We start from the raw sequence: 12,663 nt of genomic DNA on the forward strand, positions 1-12,663 counted from the left end.
TCCCGACACGGTGCAGGAAGTAAATACGGCCACGGATAGCGACACGAATGGATCGGCCGTCACCTCGGTGCCAACGCTTGGTCAGTGGGCATTGATCTTGCTCTCCATTGTTCTGGCTGGGTTCACGGCGATGCGTTTGCACCGCGCTCGCAGGATCTGATTGGGGGAGGCACCAAACCTAGCAGGCGCTTATCACGCTGGCGGGGAGGTGCTAACGCGAGCAGCGCAGTTCAGGACCCGTAGTGCCCTATAAATAGGAAAGTTCAGGACACGCTCGGCTTCTCTCGCCACCGATCAGAACAATCCGTCACGCGGTGCACGGTTAAAGCCGGGCATCGGGGGATCTCATGATGTTTACGGCAGAGAGCCCCGAACCGCAGTAGTGCAAGCGCTCCTACGGCTGCGCATCAGGGAAGGACACCTGCCGGCATGTCCGGGGAGCTTATTCCCCAACGCTGACTGTCTAACTCGGGGAGTGCCATCGGACGAGACGGTAGTGGCTATGCTTGTCGTTGCAGACAAGCAGGGGGCCGCACCCAACTTCTGGTGATTGGGGTGGCAGAGCAGGAGCATTCCCGCCATACTCTCACGAGCGATTGGGCACACGCCCTAAAATGCAGGCGAGGCATACAGAGCCCCCTGCTCAGGAAAGCGGCTCTTCATGGCCGATCATCCTAGCCCTGTACACATCGGCAGACTGCGGCCCCACGTGGTTACAACGGAGAGCGATGAGTGCGAGCAATTCTTCATTAATTTCAATAGGTGGCTATAAAGCACGATGACTGGCTTGCATGACTGGTTTCAAACACCCCCGGGCCAGTATCTTCTGGCTTGGGAGCAGGCTCGGTTTGATGAAGCCCTGACTGATGTTTTTGGCTATCACGCCCTGCAGTTGGGTCTTATTGATATTGATGCCCTGCATGCCAACCGTATGCCGCATCGATGGATGGCTGTGGAGACTCCGCTGGCCGCTGATGCGTTTAAGCACTTGGAAGAGGCCACTCGGGAACCCCGCTGGGCGATGGTGGCGGATGCCACAGCATTGCCATTCGCGGAAAACAGCCTGGACCTGGTGGTATTGCCGCACACACTGGAGTTGAGCAGTGACCCCCACGCGGCGCTACGGGAAGTTCAGCGTGTGTTGGTCCACGAAGGTAAAGTAGCCATTACCGGGCTTAACCCCGCCAGTTTATGGGGCTTGCGCCAATACCGTGCCCGGTTCTACGGACGCTTTGGTTCGGAGCACCTTTTCCTGCCGGATGCTGGCCAGTTCATTGGCCATTGGCGCCTTAGTGATTGGCTGCGGCTGCTTGAGTTCGAACTGGAGTCGATCAGCTTTGGTTGTTACCTTCCCGCCGTACGGGGGGCTGGCACTTTGGCACGTTTTCGATGGATGGACAAACTGGGCCAGCGTTGGTGGCCAATCTTCGGTGCCGGGTATTTCATCATGGCAGTCAAGCGCACTCGTGGCGCCAAACTCATGGGCCAAAACTGGAAAAAATCTCCAAAAGTGGTGGGGGCGCCGGTCTCCATCGCCAATCGCACACCTACACCGACAATCACGGAAAAGAGACCTTGAACAAGATAGAAGTTTTCACAGACGGTGCCTGCAAGGGCAACCCTGGTCCCGGTGGCTGGGGCGCGCTGCTCCGCTCGGGCAATCACGAAAAAGAGTTGTTTGGCGGTGAATCGCTTACCACCAACAACCGCATGGAATTGACGGCAGTGATCGAAGGCTTGAGTGCACTCAAGCGGCCCTGCCAGGTGGAGCTTTATCTTGATAGCCAGTACGTGCGCCAAGGCATCACCGAGTGGATCCACGGTTGGAAAGCCAAAGGATGGCGCACTTCGAACAAGCAGCCGGTAAAGAACGTCGATTTATGGCAAAAACTCGATGCTGTGGTGAGTACCAGCGGGCATCAGATTAATTGGCATTGGGTCAAGGGCCACGCCGGCCACGAGGGCAATGAACGAGCGGATGCGCTCGCGAATAGAGGCGTTCCCAAGAGATAACGGGCGATCATGAACACGTTCCCGGAGTAGCCGCGCTGAGAGCCTTTTCTGAGGCCTTGGTGATGATCTTCATAAGGAAGCACAATTGATGCACATCAATGCGATGGTGTTGATTGGACGCAAGATAGCCGCAAGAGCTGCACAGGCCAACCTATTGGAGACAAAAAAATGCACTATCACCGCGCCGTTGGGCAAGCCTTTTCAAAGCCTGTTTTTGATCCGCTGCGTCTGCAAGCCGCTACGCTTGATGTGATCGCTGGCGGCCACGCGTCTGCCTCCGTGCTGGCGGGGCTTCAGCAGCAACGACTTTCCCGATTGATCGAGGTGGCCCACGCTGGCTCTGCTTTGTACAGGGAGCGGCTGGGCAAAAATCAGATTCGGCAGAGCGACTGGCTGAAGCTGCCACCCGTGACGCGCGATGAGTTGATGGGGCGTTTTTCTGAGTGGGTGACTGATCCCGAGCTCGATCTCCAGGCGCTGCGGGCCTTCACCGCTGATCCCGAGCGCATGGGCGAGCCTTGGCTGGGTAAGTACATGGTATGGGAAAGCTCCGGCACCAGTGGCAAGCCGGGTATCTTTGTGCAAGACGCACAGGCACTGGCCGTTTATGACGCGCTGGAGGCGGTGCGCCATAAGCCGCCAGGGCGTAAGGCCAGTATGTTCGGTGCGTTCTCTCCACTGGATATGTTCGGGCTGGGAGATCGCTATGCCATGGTGACCGCTACTGGCGGGCATTTCGCCAGCATATGCTGCCTTGATCGCCTGCGCAAAATCAACCCGTGGCTTGAAGCCAAGTCCCGGGGCTTTAGCATTCAGCAGCCGACTGATGCGCTGGTTCAGCAGTTGAATGACTATGCCCCCATGGTATTGGCGACTTACCCAAGTGCCGCTGCCATGCTGGCTGAAGAGGCCGAGCAGGGGAGGCTGCGCATTCGGCCCACCAGCATCATGACGGGCGGAGAAATGCTGAGCGCCGCTACCCGCGCTCGCATTTCCAGCGCTTTCGGGGCGCCGGTGCGCAACAGCTATGGAGCATCAGAGTTCCTGCCCATCGCTTGGGAATGTGCGCACGGGCATTTGCACGTGAATGAGGACTGGCTGCTTTTGGAGCCGGTCGATGAACAGTTCCGCCCCACGCCACCTGGGGAGTTCTCGCATACCGTGCTGCTTACCAATTTGGCGAATCATGTGCAGCCGCTCATCCGCTATAACCTTGGCGATCAGATCAGCATGCACAGAGGGCGGTGCACCTGCGGCTCATCGCTGCCGGTGATCCAGGTACAGGGCCGGGGCGACGATACCTTCCGAGTGCCGGGGCTCCGGCGCGGCCAGATGGTCAGTCTGTTGCCACTGGCTTTGTGCACGGTGTTGGAGGAGGAGTGCCGGGTCTTTGACTTCCAGCTGGAGCAGCGGGAGCCTAGCACCTTGGTGGTGCGTCTGCCTTTGCAAGGCCCGGAAGCGGCGGCGGCAATCGAGCGTTGCCGCATTGCCCTGGAGGCGTTTGCATTGGCGCAAGGAGCAAAGCCTATCCGCGTGATTGGGGAGCCAGGCTGTGAAGTGCCCCGCGGGCGAAGTGGAAAGGCTTGCAGGGTAGCGCTGAAGACGCCCTAGTGTCGTGAGTTGGAAGTTCGGTGAAAAAACAAATCTGTCGAAATCGGTGTCAGGCAAGGAGCAAACCGCAGTGATACCGAGTGGTATCGCGAGGAGTTGTGGGGCCGCCTAGGTGACGCCGCATGGCGCCGATTTTCGACGGATTTGTTCAGCGAATTTCCAATTCACGACACTAGGTTCCCTGCTTCAAGCTTCGAATGCAGGTATGGGCGCGGGCAGAGGGGGGCAGTCAGGGGAGCGCAGAACCAGCTTCTTTCCTGCTCTGATCGCTTCGAGAACGAGCAATCCGTTTGCAGCCGCTTCCTGCAGGGACGACAGCAAGGTATGGCGAAGCACCGCACGTTCAGTCCGGATCAAGAGTGTGACCATGCCGATGTCATCAAGCGTGTGGAATGCTCCGCGAGGGGCTGAGTCATCAGGGCGAATATTCTCCAGTCCAAGCTGACTCCATGTGTGAAAACGCAGGTGCCACCGGTCTGCTTCGGTCGATGTGTCGTCGGCAAGAGCAAGCGTCAGGCCATCGTGCTGCCACCAGAGCGCGTTGAACGCCAAAGTGTTGGACCAGCTGATGAATTGTCCGAACTGCCCTTCATCGCCATTCGTTAGCTCGGTAATCCGGTCGTAGAGTTGCTGCACACCAGGACTCACATCCTCCACTGGGGGGATGATTGACGAGGCCGTGCTATGTACCGCTCCTGGGCTGCGGTCAGCTATGACCAGGTCTTGGAAATCCAGGGGTGAGATGGAATCCCGGCCACTCCAGTGTCCTGTGAATACGGTGTGGTGCGCAAAACCAGCGCGGTCCAGGATGTCGAGTACCGCTTGGCGTGGATGAGCAATGGCGAGCTCAGGATTGGCCGGATTTTCAACCCGGCTTTCGCCGTAGCCAAACCCCATCGTGAAATGGCCCTTGCCTTCAGCAAGCAGGTCATCAACTTCGTCGTCCAGAAGGAAGATGGTCGTCACCAGGCGGCCAGTATCGGCCTTGAGTGTTCTTGCGGCTTCGCGCACATAGTTTTCTACGGTTGCAAGATCGACGTGGGTCAGGACCGAGATCATGAAAACCAGGTCCAGGCTGGCGTCTTCGAACGGAAAGCGGAATTCGCTACCGTTCACGGTACCTGTGGGGTTGTAGGGGAGGCTCTTGATATCCACTCGCCGAAACGAGAAGTTCGGATGTCGCGTGGCGATATGGCGCTGCGCCCAGGCAAGCCCTTCCACATTGGGGTCAAGCCCGACATACTGCGCCGCAGGTCCAATTCTGTTAGCCAGCGCCATGGCAATTCGCCCGAAGCCACAGCCCAAATCCAGGATTTTCGCGGCCTCTGGCAGCCTGCCAGAAGTGACGATTTTGGAGTAATGGTTCGCCACCGCGGGAGCCACTCCGCCGTTGAACTTCATTTCAAGAGCTGCCTCCGGCTGTGCAGGCATGGCTTGACGCCATGCGAGCTCATCTTCGATCCCGCAAGCGGATTCCCACAACCGCTGGTGAATATTCATCTCTATCCCTACTCCCATGAACACGTTCTTAGATCGTCAATACGTTCTGATATCTACTGCAGCACCTGCAGTTGGCTTTTCAGCGGACCTCAGAAACCCAAACTGTCTCTCTCGGATAGCCGTTGGTTGTGACCGCACGGCAGAGCGCCCTTCTGCCGGGGGCGCCCAGCCGCGCAGACTCCTAGGGGCTCAGGTGCAAAAAATGGAGAGAGCCGGGTGGATGAGTTCACCCACTGATCGCTGCCGGCTGGGCACCGATTTTTTTCTCGCGTATTGGCAGATTGAGTACGGCGGCCAGGAGAGCCAGCGCAATATCTGCGCGCCACATGAGCTCGTAGCTACCCAGCTCCGTGATGGCCAAGCCGCCCAGCCATGCGCCCAGGAAACCGCCGGTCTGGTGGCTCAGGAGCGTAAGACCGAAAAGCGTCCCCAAATACCGCACACCGAACAGCTTGCCCACCAAACCGGCCGTTGGCGGCACCGTGGCCAGCCAGGTCAAGCCCAGGCCTACTGCAAACACATAGAACACCCACGGCTCGCGCGGCATCATCAAATACCACACGATCAAAACCGCGCGCGAGCCATACATTACCGCCAGGATCATCTTGCTTCGGTATTGTCCGACCAGGTGCCCCACCACCAGACTGCCCACAATATTGGCCAAGCCGATCAGTGCCAATGACCAACTCGCGACCGACGGCGGAAGCCCGCACAGGTCAACCTCCGTGGGCAAGTGGGTGACCAAAAACGCGATATGGAAGCCGCAAGTAAAAAACCCCGCATGCAACAGCAGGTAGCTGCGATCGGTTAGTGCCGTCTTCAGCGCTTGCTTCAGACCGGTGTCTTCGCTTGCATGCACGACGTGAGCAGCCCGGTTTCCCTTGGTTACTTTGCCAATGAGGGGCAGGGCAGCCAGTACGAACACCGCCAGAGACCACATGGCACCCATCCATCCCAGCATCTGGATCAGCTTCTGCATGACTGGCGCGAACACGAATTGTCCGAACGAGCCGCCGGCGTTGATGACGCCCGATGCCGCGCCGCGTGCCTCAGGTGTCAGACGCTGCGCGGCAGCGCCGATGAGAACCGAGAAGCTTGCGGCCCCAGCGCCCATGGCCATCAGCACACCCAGGGAGATGGTCAAACCCATGCCTGAATTCATGAATGGTGCGACTGAACAGCCCAGTGCAAGGATCAGAATGCCCGCCGTCAGTACGGGCTTGGGCCCCCAGCGGTCGGCGGCGGCGCCTGCGATTGGTTGTACTGCTCCCCATACGAACTGCCCGATCGCCAGTGCGAAGCTGATAGTGGCCAGCCCCAGACCGGTAGACGTGTTGAGGGGGCCCACAAACAAGCCCAGCGATTGCCGGGCGCCCATGGTGACCATCATGATGCCAGCGGCGGCCAGCGTAATGCCCAGCACATGCGGGCCTTGGAGTGTGCGGAACATGTGACGGATGAACTGGAAGCCGGGGTGACGGGCGTAATTGGGCGAAGCGGATCAGCAGGGGAAGAGGACCTTAAGGCGCAATCAGTCTCAGGGCGTCGCTAAGGTCTTGTACTTGCGTGGGGCGCACCAACTGCGCCTGCACTTTTCCATCCAGCAGGAAAACGAGCGTAGGCCAGAGCTTGACCTTGAAATGGCGCCCCAGTGCTCGCCCCGGTCCGTCTTCGATCTTGATGTGCTGTACGTTCGGGTAGTTCTGCAGCGCTTGCTCGATGATGGGTTGAGCACCTCGGCAAAAGCCGCACCAACCAGTGCCGAACTCCAGCACCAGCGGACCTTGTATCGCTTCGACCTCAGAAAGGGTCGGGGTCAGGATTTCGGGCACGGAGCTGGAGGTATAAGCCATGGCTTGTATTGTCCTTGTTGTTCTGTTTTTTTGCTGGAAGGGGGATACCGCCGCACTCCGAGCCAAAGGACGGAGTGCGAAAGCGGATGTGGGCTCAGCTGCGGGTCAATGCGCGCGCAATGTCCGAAACCAAGGCCGGCCCCTTGTAGATCAAGCCGGTGTAGATTTGCACGACATCTGCCCCGGCTTCTATCTTGGCGGCGGCATCAGCTCCGCTCAGAATGCCACCGACGCCGATGATCGGGAACCCTTTGCCCAGCGATGCCCTCAATGCACGCACAACACGGTTGCTGGCTTCGAGCACCGGGCTGCCAGATAGCCCACCCGCTTCCTCCGCGTGCCGCATGCCCTTGACCGCTTCGCGCGAAAGGGTGGTGTTGGTGGCTATCACGCCATCCATGGCGTGGCGAAGCAAGGCATCGGCAATGGCTTGTACCTGCGTTTCTTCGAGATCGGGTGCGATCTTCAGAAAGAGAGGCACGCGCTTGCCATGCTGCTCGGCCAATTCACTTTGGCGTGACTTAAGGGCGGAAAGCAAGGCGTCGAGCGCGGCGTCGCTTTGCAAATCACGCAGATTCTTGGTGTTGGGGCTGGAGATGTTCACTGTGACGTAGTCGGCGTACGGGTAGACGCCGGCCAGGCATGCCAGGTAATCATCGTTGGCCCGCTCAATGGGCGTGGCAGCGTTCTTGCCAATATTCAGACCCAGGATCATTCGGCCAGGCGCCGGGTTTGCGTCTCGCTTGGCCTGGAAGCGCGAATTCCTGACGTTGCGAACGAAGGCTTCCAGGCCTGCGTTGTTGAAGCCCAGGCGGTTGATCAATGCATTGGCTTGCGGCAGCCGGAACATGCGAGGCTTGGGATTGCCGGGTTGCGCCAATGGGGTGACCGTGCCCACTTCGACGAAACCGAAGCCCATGGAAGCAAAGGCATCTATGGCGCGCGCGTTCTTATCCAGCCCCGCGGCCAGCCCTATGCGGTTGGGGAAGTGCAGGCCGGCGAGTGTGACCGGGTCGTCCACACGGCCATTGCACCAAGCCCAGGCCAGCGGGGTGCCTTGGGTGCGGGCCAGCGCATCCAGGGTCAGTTCGTGTGCCGTTTCAGGGTCGAGATTGAAAAGAAATGGGCGGGCCAAGCCATAGGGGAGCAGCGGCATCGGATAATTCTTCTTTGCAAGTAATTTGGGGAATTGTCGCAAATGCCATCACCCTCCGCTCCTACCCAGGACGAACTCAAGGCCATGGTCGGGCAAGCAGCGCTGCAATATGTAGTGCCCGGACAGATCGTTGGCGTGGGTACGGGCTCTACCGTTAACAAATTTATCGACGCATTGGCGGCGATGAAAGACCAGATTCCAGGGGCTGTTTCCAGCTCTGAAGCCTCCACCGCAAGGCTGAAGGCCTTGGGCATTCCCGTGCTTGATTCCTCAGTGGTGGAGGAAATCGCGGTCTACATCGACGGCGCTGATGAGATTGACCATCGTGGATGTATGGTCAAAGGCGGTGGCGCGGCGCTCACACGCGAAAAGATCGTGGCAGCGCAATCGCGCCGCTTCGTGTGTATTGCTGATGAGTCGAAGCTGGTGGATGTGCTGGGGGCTTTCCCATTACCCGTAGAAATTATTCCCATGGCTGCGCAGCGGGTCGTGAGGCAGTTTGCCGCACTCGGTGGGCAGGCCACCTTGCGGCTTAAGGACGGCGCTCCTCTGGTGACTGACAACGGGCAGCACATTCTCGATGTGACTGGTCTGCGCATTGGTGATCCAGTGGCGTTTGAATCTGATGTGAATCAGTGGCCGGGGGTGGTGACGGTGGGGGTGTTTGCTCATCAGAGGGCTGCGGTCTGCTTGCTGGGAACGGCCAGTGGTGTGCGGACGTTGACTTTTGAGTAAGGCCAGAGGGCAAGCACTTTTGGGTTTTGTTGCTGGCGTTTTGACTTTTCACCCTCTCTGAGGGGTGGGCCCCGCTGACGGCTACGGCTGCGGCTGCTGGCTGCTGGCTGCTGGCTGCTGGCTGCGGCGTGCGGGTTTTAACTCCCTCTCCCCCTGGGAGAGGGCGGGGGCGGCCGGCTGCGGCGTGAGGGCAGGCGGCCGTTGATTAAGCGGTTGCTAATTACCTTCTGCTCTTCTCTTGAGGTCGGAGGCCGGGATTGCGCCCGGCAGCGCAGTCCCTTTCTTTGCTCGCACAAAGCAAGGAACCAAAGAAATGCGACCCCAAGTCCGTGTCCCTACGCTGCGCTCCGGGCACCCTCCGGTGCTCGTTCAAGGGGCGGTGCGGCAGAACTCACTGCTTTCGCTTCGCTCACTACGTTCAAACAGCTGCCGCAAGCTAGTTCTTGAAGCAAGAGCATCTTTCAGTGCTCTTGCCCGCCCCTTGCCCTGCGCTCCTCGGCACGGCCTCAAGGGGTGGGATACCCACTCGGGCCATTGCTGCGCTCGGCCCCCAGATTTCAGTTCTCCTATCGGAGAAAAATCTGTCAAGACCTTGAAAGGTCTGCCTCCAAGAGCCGCTGTTCATATGTCATGAACTAGCTCCGAACGTCCTTCTCGACCCTCACGCCACGCGAGTGTCAGAACCTGATTCCCGCCGGGTTCGAGTCAGAGGGGGGAGGCGCCACTTCCGGATCAGTCTGCGCCTGCTCGGCACCAGAGTCAGCCGCTGGCTGCGTTCCAACTGGCCTCACTTGCACCGGCACTAGAGGACTGGCAACAGGGCGCCGGTAGCTACTGGGTAGCTGGGCGGTCTTGGGATAGCCGGCGGCGTCCAGGTATTGGGCCCAGTCAGCATCAGAAAAGCCCTTGAGATGCTGGCCGCCAATGGTGAGCTGAGGAATACTGTTGTCCGTGCCCGTGAGGCGACGTAAGGCAGCGATATCGTCTTTGGTCGTGACGGTTTTCTCGGTGAACGGCACGCCTCGGGTAATCAGAAAGCTGCGCCCACTGCTGCAAGGTGCGCAATCGCCAGTGGTGTAGAGCGTTACGGGGAAGCGCTGCACGGTTTGCCGAAACTGAAAAGGCAGGCCGGTATCACCGGATGCTGCGCTATCACCTGCAGGGGTAGCCCCAGTGGTGCCGCCAGCCGAACCACCCGGAGCGCGGTTGTTCGTGCTTACAGCGGGTGGTTTGTCTGAATAGGTGACGCGCCCATCAGACCCTACGGATCGATAGAGCTGTGCATGGGCGGCACTACCCAGCAAGAGCGCGGCGAAGACGGCGACGAGAGAATTGGCGGGCAAGGAGCGCATGTAGAACGTTATCGATCCAAGTAAAAACCACGAACCCCCTTGTTTAGCCCGAGTGGACTGGCACCTACTCAAACAGAGGTACCCAAGGGAGACATGACAGAACCGGCGCTTCGCAGACGCGAAAGCCTATGTCCTGCAATGATGGCATTCATCTCTGCATTTTCCCAGCAATGCCTTACAGCTATCGTACTTTCTTCACGCCATGCCCTGGTGACGCAGCAGTGCCTCCAGGCTTGGCTCGCGGCCACGGAACGCCTTGAAGGACTCCATGGCTGGACGGCTGCCGCCGGCTTCCAGGATTTCGCGGCGGTATTTGCGCCCGGTCTCGACACTTGGCGTGCCATCGGGGGCTGCGGTTTCTTCGAACGCCGCATAAGCATCCGCGGACAGCACCTCAGCCCACTTATAGCTGTAGTAGCCGGCGGCGTACCCACCCGCGAAGATGTGGCTAAAAGTCTGTGCTGTACGCGCAAATGGCGGGGGAACGGTCACGGCGACCTCGTTTCGCACGGCATCCAGCACGGGCTGGAAATCCTGGGCTGGGTCGTGTTCGGTATGCAGGAGCATGTCGAACAGCGAAAACTCGATCTGGCGCACAGTTTGCATGCCTGCCTGGTAGTTCTTGGCAGCGATCATCTTGTCAAAAAGCGCACGGGGCAGGGGCTCGCCAGTGTCCGCATGAGCGGTCATGTGCTTGAGCACATCCCATTCCCAGCAGAAATTTTCCATGAATTGGCTGGGAAGCTCCACGGCATCCCATTCCACGCCGCTGATGCCTGAGACATCGTGCTCGCTGACCTGCGTCAGCATGTGGTGCAGGCCATGACCAAATTCGTGGAACAAGGTGGTGGCGTCGTCGTGGGTGAGTAGCGGCGGCTTGCCATCTACCCCTTCGGCGAAGTTGCACACCAGTTGCGCCACCGGGGTTTGCAGTTTGCCGTTGTCAGGCCTCAACCAGCGGGCGCGCACATCGTCCATCCAGGCGCCGCCGCGTTTGCCAGCGCGAGCGCCCGGATCCAGATAGAACTGGCCGAGGAGTTTGCCATCGCGCTCTATGCGGTAGAACTCCACGGTAGGGTGCCAAACAGGGGCACTGTCTCGGCGAATGGCCACTTCGAACAGCGTTTCAACGATCTTGAACAATCCTTGCAGCACTTTCGGCGCCTGGAAGTATTGCTTGACCTCTTGCTCGCTGAAGGCGTAGCGCGCTTCCTTGAGTTTTTCGCCTATGTAAGGCCAATCCCAGCTTTGTGGATCTGTGAGCTGCAGATTGTCTTTGGCAAAGGCGCGCAGATCGGCCACGTCGCGTTCTGCATAAGGCTTGGCCTTGGCTGCCAGCTCGCGCAGAAAATCAACCACTTGCTTGGGCGAGTCAGCCATCTTGGCTGCGACTGAAACTTCACCAAAATTGGCATAGCCCAATAACTGAGCCTCTTCTCGCCGCAGGGCCAGAATCTCGCGGATCAGGGGGGCGTTGTCGAACTTGATGCTGTCGCCTTCTGCTTGGTCAGAAGCGCGGGTGGCATAGGCACGGTAGAGGCGCTCGCGCAAGGCACGGTTGTTGGCGAACTGCATCACTGGCAGGTAGCTCGGCAGCTTGAGTGTGAGCTTGTAGCCGCTTTTGCCATCGGCTTCAGCCGCTGTGCGGGCGGCGGTTTTGACATCCGCGGGCACGCCATCCAAATCAGGCTCCGTGGCGTAATAGGAGTAGGCATCAGTCGCGTCCAGGGCGTTCTCGCTGAACTTCTGGTTCAAAGCGGCCATGCGCTCTTGAATTTCAGCGTAGCGCTCTTTCGCTGTTCCCTGCAACTCGGCTCCACCCAGCACGAAGTTACGCAGTGCGTTTTTCAGCGCCTGGCGTTGTTCGTTGTTGAGTGCGGCGGGGTTGAGCGCCTTGTATTTGGCGTAGAGGCGCTCGTCAGAGCCCAGGCGCGTCCAGAACTCGGTGACCTTGGGGAGTTCAGCGTTGTAGGCCGCACGCAATTCTGGCGTGTCCGCCACGGCATTCAAATGACCGACCACGCCCCACGCGCGGCCAAGCCGCTCGGTAACCACGTCAAGCGTGCGAGCCAATGTGTCCCAGTCGGCCGGAAGCTCCGGCGCTACGGTCGCCTCAAGCGCAGCTTCGGATTCAGCCAGCAATTGATCTACCGCGGGAGCAATGTGCTCCGGGCGGACCTGATCGAACAGGGGGAGGTCGGTGAAGTCAAGAAGTGGATTTGCCATGACGCAGTAGCTGGGGGCAGAAAGGGAAAAATAAACACAGAGATGCCGACATAGTAGCTGGCCGAACGCCCCGCTGAAATTCAACCCTGAATGGGGAGGGGTTCGTGTGCGTTTGCGTGTCTTGGTCTCGGCGTCTTGTCTTGAGTCTCAGTCTGGAAAGCTCCGCAAGGAGTCACTGGAGCATAGACCGAGACGTTGGGTGCGGCGCACTGCGCTT

Annotated in this window: 11 protein-coding genes; 5 read left to right on the forward strand and 6 right to left on the reverse strand. The window is 59.2% G+C overall.

Translation table 11 applies throughout. The annotated features are described in order from the left end of the window. The first annotated feature begins 10 nt into the window (after positions 1-10). The 4 genes from G518_RS39630 to G518_RS0127520 all read left to right on the forward strand — a co-directional run bounded on the left by G518_RS39630 (position 11) and on the right by G518_RS0127520 (position 3,624). The gene (locus G518_RS39630; protein ID WP_084652334.1) at positions 11-160 is read left to right on the forward strand and encodes an IPTL-CTERM sorting domain-containing protein; all 150 of its coding nucleotides are present in this window, start codon (positions 11-13) and stop codon (positions 158-160) included. Between the two features lie 627 nt (positions 161-787). Further along, complete coding sequence (locus G518_RS0127510; RefSeq protein WP_036596475.1) at positions 788-1,579, forward strand: class I SAM-dependent methyltransferase; 792 nt, start codon at positions 788-790, stop codon at positions 1,577-1,579. Further along, complete coding sequence (gene rnhA / locus G518_RS0127515) at positions 1,576-2,013, forward strand: ribonuclease HI (protein WP_028605216.1); 438 nt, start codon at positions 1,576-1,578, stop codon at positions 2,011-2,013. The genes G518_RS0127510 and rnhA overlap by 4 nt, the downstream gene beginning before the upstream one ends. Positions 2,014-2,181: 168 nt before the next feature. Then, positions 2,182-3,624: a phenylacetate--CoA ligase family protein gene (locus tag G518_RS0127520; RefSeq protein WP_051237476.1), complete on the forward strand. Its 1,443-nt coding sequence runs from the start codon at positions 2,182-2,184 to the stop codon at positions 3,622-3,624. Between the two features lie 186 nt (positions 3,625-3,810). On the opposite strand, the gene G518_RS38835 is transcribed toward G518_RS0127520, so the two are convergent. The 4 genes from G518_RS38835 to G518_RS0127540 all read right to left on the reverse strand — a co-directional run bounded on the left by G518_RS38835 (position 3,811) and on the right by G518_RS0127540 (position 8,133). After that, positions 3,811-5,124 carry a class I SAM-dependent methyltransferase gene (locus G518_RS38835; RefSeq protein ID WP_169458016.1) on the reverse strand — a complete coding sequence of 438 codons (1,314 nt, stop codon included), beginning with the start codon at positions 5,122-5,124 and terminating at the stop codon, positions 3,811-3,813. A gap of 226 nt (positions 5,125-5,350) precedes the next feature. After that, on the reverse strand, positions 5,351-6,574 hold the full coding sequence (locus G518_RS0127530; RefSeq protein WP_028605218.1) for an MFS transporter: 1,224 nt from the start codon (positions 6,572-6,574) through the stop codon (positions 5,351-5,353). A 70-nt stretch (positions 6,575-6,644) separates the two neighbouring features. Then, positions 6,645-6,977, reverse strand: coding sequence for a thioredoxin family protein (locus G518_RS0127535; protein WP_028605219.1), 333 nt, complete (start codon positions 6,975-6,977; stop codon positions 6,645-6,647). A gap of 94 nt (positions 6,978-7,071) precedes the next feature. After that, on the reverse strand, positions 7,072-8,133 hold the full coding sequence (locus G518_RS0127540; protein ID WP_028605220.1) for a quinone-dependent dihydroorotate dehydrogenase: 1,062 nt from the start codon (positions 8,131-8,133) through the stop codon (positions 7,072-7,074). A 42-nt stretch (positions 8,134-8,175) separates the two neighbouring features. Here G518_RS0127540 and rpiA point away from each other — a divergent pair, with 42 nt between their 5' ends. Next, positions 8,176-8,868, forward strand: coding sequence for a ribose-5-phosphate isomerase RpiA (rpiA, locus tag G518_RS0127545; RefSeq protein ID WP_028605221.1), 693 nt, complete (start codon positions 8,176-8,178; stop codon positions 8,866-8,868). 677 nt (positions 8,869-9,545) lie between these two features. Here the strand turns inward: rpiA and G518_RS0127550 are convergent. Together G518_RS0127550 and G518_RS0127555 are read right to left on the reverse strand one after the other, a co-directional pair. Beyond that, entirely contained in the window at positions 9,546-10,220 is a 675-nt protein-coding gene (locus G518_RS0127550) for a DUF4124 domain-containing protein (protein ID WP_051237478.1), read from the reverse strand. Positions 10,221-10,415: 195 nt separating this feature from the next. Beyond that, a complete protein-coding gene (locus tag G518_RS0127555) occupies positions 10,416-12,446 on the reverse strand; it encodes a M3 family metallopeptidase (protein ID WP_028605223.1) in 2,031 nt (676 codons plus the stop codon). Positions 12,447-12,663 lie beyond the last annotated feature (217 nt).

This window comes from Ottowia thiooxydans DSM 14619 (genome assembly GCF_000422885.1).
Classification (GTDB): domain Bacteria; phylum Pseudomonadota; class Gammaproteobacteria; order Burkholderiales; family Burkholderiaceae_C; genus Ottowia; species Ottowia thiooxydans.